The sequence below is a fragment of the Marinobacter sp. 3-2 genome (assembly GCF_003751355.1).
Classification (GTDB): domain Bacteria; phylum Pseudomonadota; class Gammaproteobacteria; order Pseudomonadales; family Oleiphilaceae; genus Marinobacter; species Marinobacter adhaerens.
The window spans coordinates 715,444-735,026 of record NZ_RJUQ01000013.1; the positions used below are offsets into that span (position 1 = coordinate 715,444).

Genomic DNA, 19,583 nt, shown 5'->3' on the forward strand with positions numbered 1-19,583 from the left:
GTTTATGACCACCATTAGTTTTGTTCAGTTGGCCGCGCCTTGTCCACTTCGTTAAACTCCGCGGGACTGATTCAGGGACACGCCCAGGGACTATCCTATGACTGCTATTCACATCCGAGAACCGGCTCTGACGATCCGGGCAGGCCGGCGCGCGATGCAGCGCCTCAGGGAAAAGCCGCTGTCGCCCGAGGACGTGCATGTCATTCCGGGTGCTGCCGGGGGCCCCAAGGCTCTGGGAATAAGTGGCCTGGATAAAGCCATTTTCGGTGACTGGTTGCCAACGGTTCCGCAGGAGCGATCATTGATCGGCTCGTCGATCGGTAGCTGGCGTTTTGCCGCCGTGGCTTGCTCCGATGACCCGAAAGTCCAGCTTGCCCGGCTGGCGGAACTTTATACCGCACAACGCTTTGCCAAGGGTGTCAGCGCTGCGGAAGTGAGCCGCAAGAGCGTGCTGTTTCTGGAAGAGCTGCTCGGTGGGCGGGAAGACGCCATTCTGAACCACCCATGGTACCGATTGAACGTTGTGGTCGTTCGCAGCCTTGGCATGCTGGCGGAAGACGCCCGGGGCCGGCTGGGGCTCGGCCTTATGGGCGCAATCAGCGCCAACATGGTCAGTCGTCGTCATCTGGGCAGGTTCATGGAGCGGGGCATCATCCATGACGCCCGCCTGAAAGCGCCTGTGTCCAAACTGGTGGATTTTCCCAGCCACGAGGTTGCGTTTAACCGGGATAACCTGTTGCCTGCTCTCCTGGCTTCCGCATCTATCCCCCTGGTGATGTCCGGTGTCCGCAATATCCCCGGCGCGCCCGAGGGTGTCTATCGAGACGGTGGTTTGCTGGACTACCACCTGGATCTGCCTTACCAGCAGCCTGGCGTGGTGCTCTACCCGCATTTCACCGACAAGGTGGTTCCCGGCTGGTTCGACAAGTCCCTGCCCTGGCGGCGGGGCGACGCCTCCCGGTTGCAGGACGTGCTGCTGGTTGCGCCATCAAGAAGCTATCTGGAGTCCCTGCCTGACCGCAAGCTCCCGGACCGGAAGGATTTCGAGCGCTATGCCGGTGACGATGCCGGCCGGGAACGAGCCTGGCGTTCGGCGATTGCCGAGAGTGATCGCCTTGGCGATGAGTTTATGGAACTCACCGAAACCCGGCGCCTGCCCGATGTCATCAGGCCGCTCTGAACACAGGGCTTCCGAAAGAGTGACTATACTGGTGCAGTAAAGTCACGAATCGGGGGATATGTTATGTCGGATGAAAAACCGGTGGTCGCCAGCAAGACACCGTTTTCTGTGATGGTTGAGGCGGGCAAGAACTACTTCTGGTGTGCCTGTGGCCGCAGTGGTAGCCAGCCATTCTGTGACGGTTCCCACAAGGGGACCGGGATGACCCCGATCAAATACGAGGCGGAGAAGAAAGAGTGGGTGTGGTTCTGCGGGTGCAAGCAAACCGGTAACGCCCCTCTCTGCGATGGCAGTCACAAAGCGCTCGAGTAGAGCGCCATTCGCTGCAGGGTGCTCACCCTGAAGCCCGAGAGGCCGTGAACCGGGTCTTTCAGCGCCCGAACCCTGAGTACTACTGGAATCTCCGTCTCCTGGTCACGATGGACCAGGGAAAGGTCAACGCGTTCAATGGAACTGTCACTGCGGGCGGCCGCAAGAGCTCGCCGGAAATTGTCCCGGGACGCCGGTGCAACAAGTTCCTCCAGGGGCTGGTTGACCAGGTCAGCGGGTGCCTGGTCCAGAAGTTCGGCGATTTGCGGTGAAACAAAACCGATCCTGCCTCTTTCGTCCAGTTCCCATATGACCGCACCGGACAGGGCCACCAGATCCCGGCTCCGTTGCTCACTATCGTTCAGTGCCCGCCGAAGTATCGATTTTTCGACCTGAAAGTTGGCGATCTGATGGTCAGCACCAATTTCTCTCTGTTCCAGACCGCGGATGTGAAGTGTTTGCCGGTGTAGCCGTCGGTTCAGCACCAGGGTGAGGGCGGCCGCGAACACCGACAGGGCTGCACCGGCGATCCAGACGGTTCGTCGGGAGGCTTGGGCGACCGCTTCAAGTCCCTCTGGAGACGGCACGGTCGTGAGTATCCAGTTCTGATCCATTGGCGAAACTTCGGTACGCAGCGCCCGTGTCGGGTCCACCGAACCGTTGGTGCCCAGTTCCAACAGCGGCATCTTGGTATGTCGTTCGAGGGTGTCGATGCGCAGTCCGAGAGAATCCGGCAGGGTGTCACTGAACAAGGCCTGGAGCCAGGCAGACACGGGTTGGTTGTGGTCGCCCACCATCGACTGGTCCGGAACGTTGGCCAGCAGATGATTCACCAGGGCCTGATGCTGGGCGTGATATCGCGCTTCGGCAAGCGCCATGGCCCGACGCGCTTCAATGTTGGCAGTAATTCCGGTTACCAGCAGGCCGGCGGCGACCAGAAGCAGGGGAATCCAGATTCCTGGCCATAAGACCGGTCTGCGGAAACGGGCTGGAGTCGAGCTTTCCATGCCGGGCGTCCTTTGCGGCTGGGTCTGTACCCTCAGAACAGACCGACGTTACTCCTATACTCTAGTCCAGCTCATGAAGAGAGGGAAATGCTCAGGTCCGGACTTTGCCAGCTGCGCCGTAGACCAGCAGGAATACGGCAAAAGCCGTGACAACAACGGAAGGGCCGGCCGGTGTGTCCAGGTGCCAGGACAGACTCAGACCGCCGCTCACCGCGACAAACCCGAATCCGACGGCCATGGCTGCCATGATTTCCGGATTGTGGGCCAGGCGCCTGGCGGTTGCCGCAGGAATGATCAGCAGTGCGGTAATCAGCAGCACGCCGACGATTTTCATGGCTACCGCGATGACCAGTGAGAACATCAGCATCAGAACCAGGCGAAGCCGCTCTACGGCAACACCCTCCACCCGGGCGAGTTCTTCGTGAATCGTGCTCATCAGCAACCCCTGCCAGAGCACGGCAAGTAGGATAATGATCAGTGCCGCGCCGCCGTAGATCCACAGCAGGTCTTCACGGCTCATGGCCAGCAGATCCCCGAACAGAAGGCCGGTCAGATCGACGCGGACATCCGGCATGAAGCTCAGGGTTACCAGGCCTATGGCCAGGGCGCTGTGGGCCAGTATGCCCAGCAGGGTATCGGTTGCCAGAGTCCGGGTCCGTGACAGGAGTACCAGCGCCATGGCCAGCACCACACAGGTGATGATCACACCGAGGTTCAGCGGTACGCTGATCAGGAAGCTCAGGGCGATGCCAAGCAGGGCCGAGTGCGCCAGTGTGTCGCCAAAATACGCCATTCGCCGCCAGACCACGAAACAGCCCAATGGCCCGGCTACCAGGGCCACGCCGAGTCCGCCGATCAGGGCGCGCCAGAAGAAATCGTCCAGAATCGCGTCAATGATGGGCATGGTCACACTCCGTGTGTCTGCCCTCGACAACATCCCCGTGCAGATCGTGGCTGTGGTTGTGGTGATGATGATAGACCGCGAGGGACTCTGCGACGGGGCGACCGAATGTTTCGATGAAAGCCGGGTCGTGGGAGATGTCCTCGGGATAACCGCTGCAGCAGACATGCTGGTTCAGGCAGATAACCTTGTCGGTTGCTGCCATGACCAGGTGCAGGTCGTGGGAGATCATGATAACACCGCAGTTCAGGTCATCCCTCAGCTGGCGTATCAGATCATACAATGACGCCTGGCCGTTGATGTCGACGCCCTGGGCGGGCTCATCAAGGACCAGAAGGTCCGGTTTGCGGGCCAGGGCCCGAGCCAGCAACAGCCTCTGCTTCTCTCCCCCGGAGAGGTGGTGCACGGAGGCATGCAGCAGGTGTCCGACGCCGGTGCGGGCAAGGGCAGACTCACATTCCGCGAGGGACTGGCCGCTGAGCAGCATGAACCGCTTGACGCTCAGAGGCAGTGTGGCCTCCAGCGTCAGATGCTGCGGGACGTACCCGATCACCAGGTTCTTTTTCAGAGAAACCTGACCCTCAGACACTTTCTGGATGCCGAGTACGGCCTTGATCAGTGTCGTCTTGCCTGCCCCGTTTGGACCAATGATGGTGATGATGTCGCCACGGTGAATCTTCAGGTTGACCTGATCAACCACGGGGCGTTCGTCAAACCGGACAGTGAGGTTCTCCAGATTGACCAGAGGATCAGTCATGGCCGGGCTCCGACTGGCATCGGGGGCAAAGGCCGGCAATTTCAAGCGTCGTGGTCTCGGCCCGGAAGCCTTCGCCGGATGCGGCTTTACGAACCTCTGTTGACACCTCTGGAGCGGTCAGTTCGAGCACATTGCCGCAGGCGCGACAGATCAGAAACATGCCGGTGTGGCTTTCACCCGCGTGGGTACAGCCGATAAAGGCGTTGAGCGACGCGATGCGGTGCACCAGCCCATGCTGCTGAAGGAAATCCAGTGCGCGGTAAACGGTGGGCGGCGCAGCGTTATGACCATCGGACGACAGCTCCGCCAGCACATCGTAGGCGCCCAGCGGCTTGTGGGATTGCCAGATCAGCTCCAGAACCCGTTCCCGAATGGGCGTCAGTCGGGCATTCTGCCGCTGGCAAATGGTCCGGGCGTCAGTCAGGGCCTGAATGACACAGGCATCGTGGTTGTGAGGCCGGTAGGGAATAGCACGGGCAGACATGGTCGCAATCCTGCAAAATTTGAAACATTATAACATTTGCAGGGCTGTCTGCCATGTCTGGCAGTGGCACGGGTCAGTGTCGGGACTTTACAACCAGGGATTCCAGAAATTCCAGATTCGGGATCCAGGCATGCTCACCTTCAACCTCGACCTGCATCAGATCCGCCGGCCCCGGTTCACCCTCCAGCTTCTTGACCTGGTCTTCCGCCAAACGGGCCTGGCTGGGGATGCCCTGGGTAACCAGTGCCATAAACGGGACTTCCTTGTGATGATCGCCGATGGTGTTGAGGACCACGATGCGACCGCGATTGTCACCTGGAACGGTGAGGGCGCCGCCGTTGGCCGCGTCGTATGAAATCACCGGAAGCTGCAGGCCCCGCCAGTCAAGGTAGCCAACCAGCCATTCCGGCGTGTTCGCGCCGGCATCAGCGCTGGCATAGTCGACCACTTCCGCAATCGAGACGTTGGGCAGCAAGAGTTGCCGTCCGCTCATGGGAATCATGACGCAGGAGAGGGATTGGCTGTTGTCATTCATTGCGTGTTACCTCAGGCGGAGTCCCGTTTCTGCCGGCTCTTGAGCAGGCAGGATTCTTCGATGGTTTTTACCAGTTCCCGTGCCAGCTGCTCCGGGGTGCCACAGAAACCGCTGCAACCGGTGGCCGCGACGGATTCGGGCATAGAGCTGTTGCCGCAGCTTGTGCTCTCCTGGACCCAGATCCGGCTACCGTAGGCTTTCAGTAAAGGCGCTGCAATAGCGCCATCATTACCCATGCCGGAAAAAAGAATAGCATGGCAGCGCTGGCCGTAATGGTCCGCGACGTTAAGCAGGACCTGATCAATGGAGGGGCCATAGGGCCCCGGCCAGGCATTGCTGGTTTCGGTGAGGGCTCCCTGCTCGCTCAGCTTCCACTCGTGCTCCACCGGCATCAGCACGACATCACCATTCCTGACCCGATAGCCTTCCTCGGCCCGCTTGAGCTGGTAATGGGCGTGGCGACCCAGTACCCGCGTAAGAACCTCTGTGAAGTTCCCATCTATGTGCTGGGCGTAGATGAAGCCCACGGGCAGATTCGGCGGCAGGTGGTCCAGAAACGTCTTAACCGCCGCCGGCCCTCCCAGTGAAGCGCCCAGAATCCAGACTTCCTCGGCCACCGAACCGGGTACTGCAGGTGTTATCCAGTGAGGCAGGTCCGGCGATGGTGCTGGTGCCGGCGTTTCCTGCTCCAATTCTGCCAGAGTGGCTTCTGAGTCCAGCTCTTCCAGATGCCCCAGTTGCTGCTCAAGCTTGCCCAGTAAACGTCGTTCCCAGCGAAAATACTCGGTACTTCCCGGCTTGGGTGCTTCATCCAATCCGAACAGTACCGGTGCATCGGTATTTTCAAGCAGGTGATCGAACAGTAACGGGTGATCGGCCTCGTCTTCGAGGGTGACCAGCCAGAGGCTGGCATCCGGGAACTCCGGGTAGCCCAGCAAACGCTCGGGATCCCCGGAAAAACGCACCTCGAGACCGAACTTGGATGTTGCGGCCTGCAGTCGGTGTCGCTGCAGAACCACATCCGAGACGATCCCGACCCGTGGCCGGCCAGTCTGGCCGGCCATCACTGACGTCCGGTCAGCCGCTCAATGGTCTCAAGCAACTCGGTTTCCTGGAACGGCTTTCCGAGGTACTCATTCACACCAATGGCCAGCGCACGTTCGCGGTGTTTCTCGCCGGTCCGTGAGGTGATCATGCAGATCGGAATTTCCCGCAGGCTATCGTCGTGGCGCACAAAGCTGGCAACCTCGAACCCATCCATCCGCGGCATTTCGATATCCAGCAGGATGATGTCCGGTTTGTGATCCTGCAGCTGTGCGACCGCGTCCAGGCCGTCTTTGGCAGTGATGACTTCCATGCCGTTGCGCTCCAGCAGTCGTGAGGTAACCTTTCGTACGGTAACCGAGTCGTCCACCACCATGACCACGGTAGCCTGCTCCTCGTACCGTGCAGACTCGCGGGCTTTCTCGAGATTGGCCAGGCGCTGGCGCTCGGACAGGATGTCGGAACGGATCATCGCAGGCAGGTCGAGAATCACCACCACGTTGCCGTCACCCAGGATGGTGGCACCGGACACACCGCGCACCGAACTGAATTGCGGGCCAAGGGATTTAACAACGATCTCCCGGCTGCCCATCAGGTTGTCCACCTGCAGGGCCATGGGCTGCTCGGCGCCGCGTACCAGGATCACTGGCAGCGGCAGGGCCTGTCCCTGCAGCTTCGGATGGTGATCGCTGTTCAGCAGGCTGCCCAGATACTGGAGCCGGTATTCCTGGCCGGCGTATTCGTACATCGGTGCGTCCGGCTTGTAGTATTCCTCAAGCTCGTAGGTGCTGACCCGGACAATACCCTCGATGGTGTTCAGCGGGATCGCGTAGAAATCCTCGCCGGTGGACACCATCAGTGCCCGGTTGACGGAAACCGTGAACGGCAGGCGAACCGTGAAGGTGGTTCCGCGGCCAACGGCGGAATCGATGTCCAGGCTGCCACCGAGCTGTTTGATCTCGCTGGCAACCACGTCCATGCCCACGCCGCGGCCGGAAATCTGGGTTACTTGTTGGGCGGTGGAGAAGCCGGGCTGCAGGATAAACTGCAGGATTTCCCGCTCGGACAGATCCTCGTCTTCCCGCAGCATGCCCTGACGGATCGCCTTGTCGCGAATGACCGAAGAGGGAATGCCGGCGCCATCGTCGATCATCCTCAGGACAACGTCGCCGCCTTCGCGGGTCAGTGACAGTGTGACTTCGCCGGTCTCCGGCTTGCCGGCTTGCTTACGGTCCGCCGGGCTTTCGATGCCGTGGTCCAGGGCGTTCCGGAGCATGTGTTCCAGGGGTGCGATCATGCGCTCCAGGATGCTCCTGTCCATTTCGCCTTCGGCGTTGCGGACATCAAAGTCGACTTTCTTGCCCAGTTCGCCGCTGATCTGGCGAACGATGCGCCGCAGACGCGGCACCATGGAGGCGAACGGAATCATCCGGGTCTTCATCAGACCCTCCTGGAGCTCCGTGTTGATCCGGGACTGCTGCACAAGCAGGGTTTCGGTGTCCCGCACCCGGTCAGACAGAGTTTCCCGCAGGTCTGCAAGGTCCGAAGAGGACTCGGTCAGAGCGCGGGACAGCTGCTGAATGGAGGAGTAACGGTCCATCTCCAGCGGGTCGAAGTCGTCGCCGTAATCCGGCCCGTGTTCTTTCTCGGCACTGAACAGGATCTGGGCTTCCGTCTCGATTTCCATCCGGCGCAGCTGCTCACGCAGACGCTCGATGGTGGCGGCCATTTCCTCCAGGGTATGGCCAAAATCACTGGTCTGCTGCTCAAGCCGGCCACGGGTAATACTGGTTTCACCCGCCAGGTTGACCAGCTCATCCAGCAGCGGTGCGGACACCCGAATGGTCTCCTGGGCCGCCCGCTGTGCCTCGGCCGCCTGTTTGCGAACCTTGGCCGGCGATTTCCCGGGCTTCGGTGCCGGTGCTACCGGTTTTTCTGCCTGGGCGGGAGGCGTTGGCTCTTCAGGCTTTTTCGGTTCCGGCGCGGCCGGGGCTGGCGCAGGCTGTTCGGCCTTTGCCGAAGGCACACCCATGCCGGACTCATAGCCCTTACGGATGTCGGCAACCAGGGCGATGATGGCGTCGTGATCTTCGGTGATGGCCTGCCACTGGGACTCATCTGGGGCATTGCCGCCAAGGTCGATCAGACGTGTCTCAAAGGCGTGGGCCCTGTCCCCAAGCTGGGTCAGTTGGGAGAGGCGAGCGCCGCCTTTCAACGTATGCAATGCACGCTGAGCTTCCTGGTTGAAGGTGTGGTTTGCCGGCTCCTTGCGCCAGTCATCGAGCAGCTGCTCCAGCTGATCCATGATTTCACCGGCTTCCTCCAGGAAGATTTCCAGTACTTCCGGATCGATTGCTTCCTGTTGGGACTCTTCTCGGGGAGCAGCGGTCTCTTCGGCGGCCACTTCGTGGGCCACCCGGAAGTCCTCGATCAGGTCCGCATCCGGCTCGGGCTTGCTGCCCTGTTCCAGGCTGTTGAGCATGGTCTTCAGGCTGCCCAATGCCCGGTCGCTGAGCTTCAGCAACGTCTTCTGGTTATTGGACCCGGAGATGAGGGGATCCAGAGCGTCGGACCAGGCTTCTGCCAGGTTGGCAATCGGATCGACGTCAGAAAGTCGTGCACCACCCTTGAGGGTATGTAGTTCCTGCTGCAGCTGGGTCAGTCCGGTCAGTTCCTCCGGTTCCTCGCGCCACTGGTCAAGACACTCACTGATGGCGTCGTAGATTTCCAGGCCTTCGTCCAGGAAGATGCCGATCAGGTCATCATCGCTGGCCTGTGTCAGAGTCTCGCTGAGGTCGGGGGCATCTGCTGACTCCTCGGTGGGCGCCTCGGCAATTTCGGCCCCTGCCAGCTGTTCCGGCTCTTGCTCACGATCATCGGACGGCGCCGACTCGCCCCGAAGGATGGACTGGACGCGAGCGACCAGCTCCTCCGCCGGTGGGCAAGGCTTCTGCGTCGCCACCTGCTCAACCATTTGCGCGAGCCGGTCATGGCAGGCGAACAAGAGGTCGTTCATGGCGTCGCTGGCTTCCAGCTGGCCCTCTGCAACCTTTTCGAACAGGTCTTCGAGCACGTGGGTCAGGTCGCCAATGGCCTCAACGCCAGCCATCCGGGCGCCACCCTTGAGCGTGTGGACATCCCGTTGCAGTTCCGCGGCAATGCTCCGGTCCGACGGGTCTTCGGTCCAGGTGTGCAGGGCGCTGCCGGTAGAGTTGATCAGGTCGTAGGCTTCTTCCAGGAAAATGCCGACCAGCTCCGGATCCAGGTGCGAGAGATCGGCAACGCCGTCTTCCGCCTCGCCGGTTTCCGCGGCTTCTGAATCGGAATCGACGGGTTCCTCGACCTCCGGGAGCGGGGCCTGCTCTTCGTCGTTGAAATCCGGTTCCGCTTCTTCTTCAGGGCTCGCAACATTGGTGACCGGGCGTGTTCCGGTGGCGCTGTCCATGTACGCCTGGATTTCGCCAATCAGATCCGGCGCAGGGCGCGGTGGCTCCTTGGCTTCCAGGTTCTCGACCATGCCCGCAAGCCGATCGTGGCAGCGGAACAGCAGATCTGAGAGCTCATCATTAATCGATAGCCGCTGCTCGGTCAGTCCCTCAAACAGGTTTTCCAACTCGTGGGAGAGATCGCCCACGGCAGGAATGTCGGCCAGGCGTGCACCTCCCTTAAGGGTATGCAGATCCCGCTGCAGCAACCGAAGGATATCCAGGTTTCCGGCATTTTCGCTCCAGCTCTGCAGCGCTTCGGCGGTGCTGTCGATGAGGTCGCGGGCCTCTTCCAGGAAGATCTCCGCAAGCTCCTCGTCCATCTCATCATCGGATTCGGACATTTCCGGCAGCGGCGGTTGTTCGGCCGCCGCTGGTTCTTCATTTGCCGGTACTTCGGTTTCATCCATCTCAAAGCTGAGATCGATTTCCTCGAGTTCACCGGTGAATTCCTGCTCGAAGGCGTCGGGTTCCTGGTTTTCTGTGCTCGGGGCCCGTTTCAGGTTTTCGAGCGCGGTAACCATGTCGTCGCTGGATTCCGTGGCAAGCCCGGCAGCCACCTGATCCATCATGTTGATCAGCTGTTCGTGAGCTGCCCGAACGGTCTCGAAAAAGGCTTCGTCCGGCGCTTCATCGTGTCTGGCGGCTTCGTCATAGGTGTCTTTCAACGCGCTGGAGAGCGCGGCAACGTCGCTGAGTCCGGCTTCCGAGGCCCCGGAGGTCAACTGCTCCAGCTCGGAACGCAACGGGTTCAACGACTCCATCTCGCCGGGGTTGTCCGCCCAGTGGTCGAGAATCCGGTCAGCATCCAGAACAATGTCAAGGCCTTCGTTCAGGAACAGCTGAACCAGCCGTGACGGAGCCTGCTGCGGATGCTGGCGAGGAGCTTCCTCGCTGTGGCCGCGGAGTGTCTCTTCGGTCAGTTGGTCCAGCTTCTCGAGGAAGGCTTCGGTGCCCGGCAGCGAGGCCTGTGGATTTTCACGGATCTGGGCCAGGCCCTGTGTCAGGAAATCGCAGGCGGATTCGATCAGCGAGAGCACGTCGCGGTTGGCCCGCTTGTTCTGTGCCCGGGATTCCTTGACGAAGCGTTCCAGTGGTGTGATTACAGCAGCAATCGGTGCAATGCCGGCGGTATGGGCGCTGCCTTTGAGGGTATGCAGGGCCCGGGAAAGATCATCGGTGTAGGTAACCGTGGTCTTGTCTCCGGCTGCTGACAGGAAATCCTTCAGCGTCTGCAGATGGGTCTCGGTTTCACTTTCGAAAATATCCAGCAATACCGGGTCGACCGCATCCTCTTCAGTCGTCTCGATCTCTGCGCTTGCAGCGGTGATCTCATCTTCCGCTACGGTTTCGGAGCCGTCCGATTCGGCCGCCGGCATGATGCTGGCATCAGGAATCTCACCGCTGGCCAGGGCGTTGGCGCGGGCTTCGAGGTTGGCGGTATCGAGGGAAGCCGCACGGCGCTTCTCGAAATCGTCGACCAGGGCCGGCAGGCTGGCAGTGACATCCTCCAGAAGACTGGCGATGTCATCGTTCATGAAGATGCTGCCGTCGATAACGCGGTTCAGCATGTTCTCCACGGACCAGGCCAATTCGCCAACAACCAGCGCGCCGACCATACGGCCACTGCCTTTCAGCGTGTGGAAGGCACGGCGAACTTCTGACAAAGCGCTGCGGTCATCGTGCTGGCGCAAAAGCATTGGCAGGTATTCGCGAATGGTGTCCAGCACCTCACCGGCTTCTTCGACGAATATTTCAAGTATTTCATCGTCAATCAGGTCATCGTCATCGGCGGACTCATCCGACACGGCCTCAACGGTGGCTTCTTCAACGATGGATTGCGGGGTTTCCTGCTCTTCTTCTCCCGAGTCGGCGACGGTGTCTTCGACCTCGGGAATGTCCTGCGCCGTCACGGCATCGTCGTCGGTGCGACGGGTGGTTGCCATGGCCTCGGCCCGGTTGATGAGCTCCTCCACGTCGCCTGCGGTCTGGCCGTCCTTGAATTCACGGATCAGTGACGGAATGCGGGCATTGACCTCGTCCACCAGGGTAAACATGTCTTCGGTGGGGCGAATGGTCTGATCGATCACCCGGTTCAGCAGGTTTTCCACAGACCATGCCAATTCGCCGATACTGGTCGCGCCCACAAGTCGTCCGCTGCCCTTGAGCGTATGGAAAGCACGACGAACTTCGGTCAGAGCCTCACGGTCGTCGTGATTCTGGCGCAGACGGGGATAGAATTCATGAATGGTCTCGAGTACCTCTTCGGCTTCCTCAACGAAAATGCCGAGAATCTCATCGTCCAGGAGCTCCGAATCCGAGCTTTTGGCCTCTTCCGGGGCAGCCGTAACGGTGGTTTCCGGTTGCTCTTCAGCCGGTTCAACAACCGGCACGTCTTCTGCGGCAGTTTCGGTCCAGGTGGGCTCTGCGCCGACCGGGAACCCAAGGGAAGCGAGACTGTCCTCGGCAACCCGCAGAATCGAATCGTTTTCACCAATCCCTTCAGCGAGGCGCTCCAGGTAATACTCGATGCTGGTAACCGCATCGGCCAGGATGTCGAGCTGCTTCCAGTCAGGAACCTGCTTGCCGTCCAGCAGCACATCGCTGATGTAGCGCTCTGCCGAGGCCAGCATGCTTGCAACCCGGTCCAGCGGAATCAGGCTGAGGCCGCCGCGAATGCTGTGCAGCAGGCCGGGGACATGCTCGATTTCCCGGGTATCCCATTGCGAGGCAATGAAATTGACGATGGCGGATTTCACCTGCTCCAGAGTGTTCCGTGATTCCCGCAGCAACGCGCCGCTGGCCTCGCCCAGTTCCCGGGAGCCAAGGTTAATCGGTGTATCGGAGGTTTCGTCAGCGGACGACTCCTGCTGACCTTCGCTGTCCAGACCGGCGAGACTGGCTTCGACGTAAAGCAGTGCGCCGGCGATATCCATCAGCGTGCCATCGTCAACCAGCTCGGACTGGGCGCTGAGTTTCTCAACCAGTTCGACCTGCTCGGTGATCACTTTCCGCGGTATGCCCAGACCCAGCACGGCCAGGGTATTGGCCACCTGGCGCAGACCCGGCAACAGGTCGTCAAGCTCACTGTTCTGGCGGAGCTCTGAGCGGACAAACAGATCCAGCTGATCCTTCAGTTTCGCCAGCTCTTCATTGAGCGCGCCGACAACGGAATGGATGGCGTCCCGGCCGGGGCCGGAGACACGGGTTCGGGCGGCATCAACATCGTCTTCTGACGGCAGTGCCTGGTTCAACTGGTAGGCATCCCGCAGGGCACTGACCTGGGGTGAATCCAGATCCCGCGCACGGGCAACGTAGTAGAGCAGGTGTTTGAGCAGCGCTTCCGGTGCCGGTTGCTGAAGGATATCGGCGTGCTCATCGGTCAGTCGGCGTATTTCACTGTCCAGCTCCCTGAGCAGGGATTTCACCGCCGCATTCACCGGGTTTACATGTGCCTGAAGTGTTTCCACAAACGCACTGGCCGCTTTCCAGAGCTCGCCCCGGGGCGTTTTCTGGCATAAACGGACCAACCGTTGAATCACCTTCTGCATGTACTCGAAATGAGCATCGAGATCCGCTTCCCGGATAACACCGGCCAGCGCGAATTGGTACATCTGGCGCAGTTTGCGGATGTGGCCCAGGACTGTGGGGTCCTGCAGGCGCTGAGAGACCTTCCCGGACACGGTCATTCGCGAGGGGGCGAGGTCTGGTTTGAACAAAGAGGTATCAGACAGCAGGGATTCGCCACGGGCGGCCCGGAGGTCGTTAAGCAGTGGCAGCAGCACCATCGGGAAATCGTCCTGGCTGCTGGCCAGATGCTCGAGGTACTGGGGCAACTGCAGGATGGCCTGCATCAGGACTTCAACGGCTTCGTCGGTATTGGCAACGGTTTCGTTGAGTACGGCCTGGGTGAGCTTTTCCATCTCCTCGGTGAGCAGGGCTGCACCGTAGAGCTCGACCATTTGCAGGGTGCCATGTACCTGATGGAGATAATTCAGGCAGAAGCGCAGGCGCGCGGTGTCGTCACGATTCTCGACATACGCTTCCAGTGCATGCTGACCCTGGGTCAGCGTGTCCTGTATCTCTCCCCGAACCCAGTCGAGGGCGATGCTGTCATGGTGATTGCCCATAACCACTCCGGTTATTCTTCGTCAGTCTGGCGTTTGATCCACGCCAGCACATGTTCCGAGGGGACTCTCTGTAACCCTGGAGGCTGCCAGTCGGTCAGCTCTCCCTGGCCCAGTACCAGCAACCCCCCGGGCGCCAGCCGCTCTGCAAGTCGCTTGACAATTTCCCGCCGGCGCCAGCGACGGAAATAAATCAGCAGATTCTGGCAGAAGATAATGTTCATCCCGTGCATGGGTGCTTTATCCAGGTCCAGAACATTCAGTCTGGTAAAGCACACCCTGTCGCGGATGCTGTTCACGATTTCTACGGTGTTCCGCTCGGCCGGGCGGAAATACCGTGCTTTCATTTCCTCGTCCATTCCCAGCAGTTTGCGGGGATTGAACTGACCGTTCCGGGCCTTCTCGATCACCGGCTTGCTGATATCAGAGCCGGTGACACCGAACAGAGGCTGCAATGCCAGTTGCTCCATGCATTCATTCAGCACCATGGCCAGGGTGTAGGGCTCTTCCCCGGTGGAACATCCGACACTCCAGGCCTCCAGGGGGCGCTTTTTCAGCTGTTCCCGCGGCCGTGTCAGAACATAGTCGGATACCAGCCGGAAAGCGTCGGAATCCCGGAAGAACCGGGTTTCCTGGACAGTGAGCCGGTCCACCAGCGTTGACCATTCCCTGATCGCATCCGGCCCGGATACGATCTTTTCGTAATAGGCCTGATAGCTGCTGCAGCCGATTTCCCGCATCCGGATGCCAAGGTTCGTTTCCAGAAACGAACGGCGCTCGGAAGACAGGGTGATCCCGGTTCGGTGTTCCAGCAGGGTTTGCCACTGGCTGAACTGCGCCTCGTCCATATCCGGGAGTCGACGCAGTGACCAGATGCCCTCGGCAGGTGACAGGTTGTTATGCATTTGCGCCATAAACCGTCAACAGCCCTGGAACGGAAATCAGCCCACCACCGGAACGTCGCTGTCTTCCTCTTCCTCGTAATCCGCCGCTTCTTCTTCCGGCAGAGTAAAGCCGGCAACGGAGGACCGAAGCTCGGACGCCATTTCTGCCAGGTTACCGATAGACTTCGCAGTCGCGTTGGTACCGGAAGACGTCTGGGACGTGATTTCCTGGATAACGTTCATGGTGTTGGAAATGTGCGCCGCCGACGAAGACTGCTGACGTGCAGCGTTGGAGATGTTCTGGATCAGTTCCGCCAGAGACATGGATACGTTTTCGATTTCCTCGAGGGCGATACCCGCGTCCTGGGCCAGACGAGCACCACGGACCACCTCGGCGGTGGTGTGTTCCATGGAGATAACGGCTTCGTTGGTGTCCGACTGGATCGTCTTAACCAGCGCTTCAATCTGCTTGGTCGCTGCAGAGGAGCGTTCCGCCAGTCGCTGTACTTCGTCCGCAACAACCGCGAAGCCCCGGCCAGCGTCACCGGCCATGGAGGCCTGGATCGCCGCGTTCAGGGACAGGATGTTGGTCTGGTCGGCGATGTCGTTGATCAGGGATACGATGTCACCGATTTCCTGGGAAGATTCACCCAGACGCTTGATCCGTTTGGAGGTTTCCTGGATCTGCTCACGGATGTTGTCCATGCCGCGGATGGTGTTCTGTACCACTTCCGCGCCTTTCTTCGCGATCGCAACCGACCGCTCCGCAACCGCGGAGGACTCGGCAGCGTTCGAGGATACCTGGTCGATGGACACGGCCATCTCGTTCACCGCGGCGGAGGCGCCGGCGATTTCCTGGGCCTGGTGCTCGGAAGCATCGGCAAGATGCATCGCAGTGGCCTGGGTTTCCTGAGCCGCTGACGCTACCCGTACGGCAGTACCACGAATCGCCTGTACCAGTCCGCGCATCTGGTCGATCGCGTAGTTGATGGAGTCGGCGATGGCACCGGTGAAGTCCTCGGTTACCGTGGCCTCGGTGGTCAAGTCACCATCAGCCAGGTCGGCCAGTTCGTCCAGCAGTCGCAGGATCGCGTTCTGGTTCTGCTCGTTCTGCTCTTGCGTAGTAGCCAGTCGGGCCTGGGCTTCGCGGTACAGGGCCAGACCGATAAACACAACAATGGCAACCATGGCGGCCAGGATCGCGAAGGCCAGGGTCGGGCTGACCAGACGTGAGCCGGACTGGGTCCGGAAGTTCTCGGCCAGTACAGACAGTTCGGAAAGCAGGATCTCGGAATTCTGGAAGATGTCGCTGGCAGCAGTACGAACCTTGAAGAGGTCGGGAGAAGCTTCAAGGATTGCGTCTACGTTCTGGGAAACGAACTGGAACAGTTCATCGACAGCTTCAAGGCCGTAGATGGCGTCTTCGTCATTTACCTGAGAGATCCCCATGGCCGGGTTGCCGTTCAGCTGGCCTTCAAGCACTCGCCCGAACAGGCTCGCGTCACGACCGAAACGGTCCGCGGCGATAACCGCGTCTTCGTCACCGGAGAGTACGTTGTTGACCGAGCGAACAATCCGCTCCGCCAGGAGTGACTGACGCTGGGCCAGTGCGATCTGTTCGGCGGGTGCGTCGTTGTCGAGCAGGATTTGTACGATATCGTCGTACTCAACCTGCAGCTGCGGAATGGTTTCGTTCAGAGTCCGGGCAACCTCGTGGAGACCGAGCACCGCATCCTGGGTGGAGAGGATGCTGTCGGCGTTTTCCCGCACGGTGTTCCAGTTTTCCTGAACGCCACTCTGCTGGGCCAGTTCACTCGGCGGCAGACCGGTTTCCGGATTACCCTCGGTTACGTTGGTCCAGAGCTGCTGGAATTCGTCACGGGAGCGGCGCAGCTGGTTGAAGGCCTCGGCGGTACCGCCGGCAGCCTCGGTCGCGTTCTTCGCAATCTCCTGAGAGAGCACCCTCAGTTCGGCGGTGTTGGCGATATATTCCTGATCGTTCTGGCTGTCTGTATTGATAATGAACAGCACCACAACGAGCAGGATAGTGAGTGCGATCAGCGCGGCGATCAGGCCGGCAACCAGCTTGTTGCCTCCCTGTCCCATACTGAGTCTTCCGGCTCTGTTCTTCATTTTCTGGCTCCCGGCCTCTTCAAGAAATTGGCAAGTTTGTTTTTTCGGGTTTCAGGCGGTCAGGGTGATGTTCCTGCCATTGTCACCACCCTTACCACTGTGCGACGTCAAGAAATCGTTCGTCCTCGAGCAGGTCGACGGCCGAAAACACTTTCCAGACTTCCTCGTTGCGTTCATAACCGCCTGAGACAAACGGTCGAACGTTTTCAGGCACGCCCTCGGGCGAATCCTTGAAACTGTCAGTTGCGAAATACTGCATGCCCAGCACACTATCGACTACCAGCCCGCTGAAAATGTCACCCTGCTCTACCACCAGCACGCGCCGTTCCCGCTGGCTACGGGAAGAGCGGGGAATATCGAAAAAGCCGGCAAGATCAACCAGGGGCAGGAGGCGGCCGCGAACATTGGCCGCACCAAGCAAAAACGGGCGAACCCCCGGTATATGGGTAAACCGGGGGACGTGGAGGATTTCAGTGACTTCGCCCATGGGGGCAACGTACCGTTCGCCTGCGAGAACGAAGCCGATGCCGTTCCACAGTTCAACGGCTTGCTGTTGTTCCGGCAGGCCGGCAGCCAGCGACCGGCTGCGCGCGGCGATATCCGTCAGAACGGCAAAAGGGGCGGCCTGGGCGGACATGCTTACTCCACGGTTGGGGATCAGGCAATCAGACTGTTGATTGTTTTGATCAGGTCGTCTTCGTTAACCGGCTTGACCAGGTAACCCTTGGCGCCCTGTCGGGTGCCCCAAACGCGGTCAGTTTCCTGATCCTTGGTGGTTACGATGACGACCGGGATGGACGCGGTTTCCGGGGCGCGGGTCAGTTGGCGGGTTGCCTGAAAGCCGTTCAGGCCGGGCATAACCACATCCATCAGAACCAGGTCCGGGGTCTCTGCACGAGCCTTGGCAACGCCGTCTGCGCCGTTGTCAGCTGTAAGCACCTCGTGCTTATGCTTTTCCAGGATCGTGGAGATTTTCTTAACCTCGGTAGGGGAGTCGTCAACAATAAGAATGCGGGCCATGGTTTCCTCGATGGTTCTTTGGGTCAGCAGGTTTACTGTTCCGCCTGTGGAACATACTGGCGGATGGTATTGAGCAGCTCATCCTTACTGAACGGTTTGGTCAGATACTGGTCCGAGCCGACAATACGGCCCTTGGCCTTGTCGAACAGACCGTCCTTGCTGGAGAGCATGATAACCGGCGTCTTTTTGAAGGAGGAATTGTTCTTGATAAGTGCGCAGGTCTGGTAGCCGTCCAGACGGGGCATCATGATATCGACAAAAATGATGTCCGGCTGTGAATCGGCAATCTTGGCAAGAGCGTCAAAGCCGTCAGTCGCGGTGATGACCTCACAGCCGACCTTTTTCAGAAGGGTTTCTGCGGTGCGACGTATGGTTTTACTGTCGTCGATCACCATGATCTTCAAGTTCTCGAAGTTGTCATCCATTGTCCAACTGCCTTGCGCTCAGCGACTGTCGTTATTTTAAAACGGGGGTTTTAACACAAACCTTAAGGTTCTTCTATAAACCCCGCTCATTTATAGATTATCAATGGCCGGATAAAAAGTATTAGTTTGTGACCAAATGTACTACTGCCCGCAACGTCACGTAACTGACTGAGGATTTCTCCGGATGCATTTGCAGTTCGGGTACAATACCATCTGATTTCAAAGCATAGCACTTAATGTCTGGTCCGCTCTGCAGACCGGTTCGTGTTTTTAACCCTCAGGAGTGCAGGAACGCCCATGACCGTCAGACTCGGGATCGTGATGGATCCGATTGAAGATATCCACTTCAAGAAAGACAGCTCACTGGCCATGTTGCTGGCTGCCCAGAAACGCGGTTGGAAAATCGAGTACATGGAGCTCCCCGACCTGTACCTGGACGGTGGCCGTGCCATGGCGCACACCCGTGACCTGACTGTGCACATGGATCCGGAAAACTGGTACGGCTTCGGGCCGTCCCAGGACCGGGCGCTGGGAGATCTTGATGTCATCCTCATGCGCAAGGACCCGCCGGTAGACCGGGAGTTCCTGATGGCCACCTATATACTGGAGGCGGCCGAGCAACAGGGCGCTCTGGTGGTCAATCCGGCGTCCACGCTGCGCGACTGCAATGAGAAGCTGTTCGCCACGCAGTTTACTGACCTGACGCCGCCACTACTTGTCAGCCGTTCGGCGAGTCGCTTCCGCGAGTTCTACGCCGAACACGGCGATGTCATCATGAAGCCGGTGGACGGCATGGGCGGTCATTCGATCTTCCGTATCAGGGAAAACGATTTCAATCTCGGTGTCATCATCGAAACCCTCACCAACTATGGCACGCACCAGGCCATGGCCCAGAAATACATCCCCGAAATCAGCGATGGCGACAAGCGCATCCTGCTGATCGACGGTGAACCGGTCCCCTATTCGCTTGCGAGAATACCCTCCCATGGCGAGAATCGGGGCAATCTGGCCGCCGGCGGCCGGGGTGAAGGTCGTGAACTGACCGCGCGGGATCGTGAGATCTGCGAACGCGTTGCCCCGGTGATCAAAGAGAAAGGCCTCATTTTTGTGGGCCTGGATGTCATCGGTGACTACCTTACCGAAATCAATGTCACCAGCCCGACCTGTATCCGGGAACTCGATGCGGCCTTCGGGATCGATATTGGTGGCTTATTGATGGACGCGATTGCGAAGCGTCTGGGCCAGGCATAATCCGGTGATGGCGGCCGGGCAGGTATAACGACAGGATCCAT

15 protein-coding genes are annotated in these 19,583 nt (G+C 59.6%); 3 read left to right on the plus strand and 12 right to left on the minus strand.

Going from position 1 to position 19,583, the window contains the following annotated elements:
- The first annotated feature begins 97 nt into the window (after positions 1-97).
- Positions 98-1,180, plus strand: coding sequence for a patatin-like phospholipase family protein (locus EDB94_RS10605; RefSeq protein WP_108018338.1), 1,083 nt, complete (start codon positions 98-100; stop codon positions 1,178-1,180).
- Between the two features lie 63 nt (positions 1,181-1,243).
- Positions 1,244-1,492: a CDGSH iron-sulfur domain-containing protein gene (locus tag EDB94_RS10610; RefSeq protein ID WP_108018339.1), complete on the plus strand. Its 249-nt coding sequence runs from the start codon at positions 1,244-1,246 to the stop codon at positions 1,490-1,492.
- On the opposite strand, the gene EDB94_RS10615 is transcribed toward EDB94_RS10610, so the two are convergent.
- The 12 genes from EDB94_RS10615 to pilG form a co-directional block, all read right to left on the minus strand.
- The gene (locus tag EDB94_RS10615) at positions 1,474-2,496 is read right to left on the minus strand and encodes a PAS domain-containing protein (protein ID WP_008172765.1); all 1,023 of its coding nucleotides are present in this window, start codon (positions 2,494-2,496) and stop codon (positions 1,474-1,476) included. The genes EDB94_RS10610 and EDB94_RS10615 overlap by 19 nt on opposite strands.
- 91 nt (positions 2,497-2,587) lie before the next feature.
- On the minus strand, positions 2,588-3,400 hold the full coding sequence (gene znuB / locus EDB94_RS10620; protein ID WP_008172766.1) for a zinc ABC transporter permease subunit ZnuB: 813 nt from the start codon (positions 3,398-3,400) through the stop codon (positions 2,588-2,590).
- On the minus strand, positions 3,387-4,154 hold the full coding sequence (gene znuC / locus EDB94_RS10625) for a zinc ABC transporter ATP-binding protein ZnuC (protein ID WP_008172767.1): 768 nt from the start codon (positions 4,152-4,154) through the stop codon (positions 3,387-3,389). Before znuC ends, znuB begins: the two co-directional genes overlap by 14 nt.
- Positions 4,147-4,638 (minus strand): Fur family transcriptional regulator, encoded by a 492-nt coding sequence (locus EDB94_RS10630; protein ID WP_108018340.1) that lies wholly within the window; start codon positions 4,636-4,638, stop codon positions 4,147-4,149. Before EDB94_RS10630 ends, znuC begins: the two co-directional genes overlap by 8 nt.
- A gap of 73 nt (positions 4,639-4,711) precedes the next feature.
- Entirely contained in the window at positions 4,712-5,173 is a 462-nt protein-coding gene (locus EDB94_RS10635) for a chemotaxis protein CheW (RefSeq protein ID WP_014578677.1), read from the minus strand.
- Between the two features lie 11 nt (positions 5,174-5,184).
- Positions 5,185-6,237: a chemotaxis protein CheB gene (locus tag EDB94_RS10640; RefSeq protein ID WP_108018341.1), complete on the minus strand. Its 1,053-nt coding sequence runs from the start codon at positions 6,235-6,237 to the stop codon at positions 5,185-5,187.
- Entirely contained in the window at positions 6,237-13,832 is a 7,596-nt protein-coding gene (locus tag EDB94_RS10645; RefSeq protein ID WP_108018342.1) for an Hpt domain-containing protein, read from the minus strand. The genes EDB94_RS10640 and EDB94_RS10645 overlap by 1 nt, the downstream gene beginning before the upstream one ends.
- Positions 13,833-13,843: 11 nt before the next feature.
- Positions 13,844-14,743, minus strand: coding sequence for a protein-glutamate O-methyltransferase CheR (locus EDB94_RS10650; protein WP_108018343.1), 900 nt, complete (start codon positions 14,741-14,743; stop codon positions 13,844-13,846).
- A 27-nt stretch (positions 14,744-14,770) separates the two neighbouring features.
- Complete coding sequence (locus EDB94_RS10655; RefSeq protein ID WP_053113269.1) at positions 14,771-16,846, minus strand: methyl-accepting chemotaxis protein; 2,076 nt, start codon at positions 16,844-16,846, stop codon at positions 14,771-14,773.
- 91 nt (positions 16,847-16,937) lie between these two features.
- Complete coding sequence (locus tag EDB94_RS10660; protein ID WP_008172777.1) at positions 16,938-17,483, minus strand: chemotaxis protein CheW; 546 nt, start codon at positions 17,481-17,483, stop codon at positions 16,938-16,940.
- A 20-nt stretch (positions 17,484-17,503) separates the two neighbouring features.
- On the minus strand, positions 17,504-17,866 hold the full coding sequence (gene pilH / locus EDB94_RS10665) for a twitching motility response regulator PilH (RefSeq protein WP_011787171.1): 363 nt from the start codon (positions 17,864-17,866) through the stop codon (positions 17,504-17,506).
- A 32-nt stretch (positions 17,867-17,898) separates the two neighbouring features.
- On the minus strand, positions 17,899-18,291 hold the full coding sequence (gene pilG / locus EDB94_RS10670; protein ID WP_008175635.1) for a twitching motility response regulator PilG: 393 nt from the start codon (positions 18,289-18,291) through the stop codon (positions 17,899-17,901).
- A gap of 297 nt (positions 18,292-18,588) precedes the next feature.
- Here pilG and gshB point away from each other — a divergent pair, with 297 nt between their 5' ends.
- Complete coding sequence (gene gshB / locus EDB94_RS10675) at positions 18,589-19,542, plus strand: glutathione synthase (protein ID WP_088558730.1); 954 nt, start codon at positions 18,589-18,591, stop codon at positions 19,540-19,542.
- Positions 19,543-19,583 lie beyond the last annotated feature (41 nt).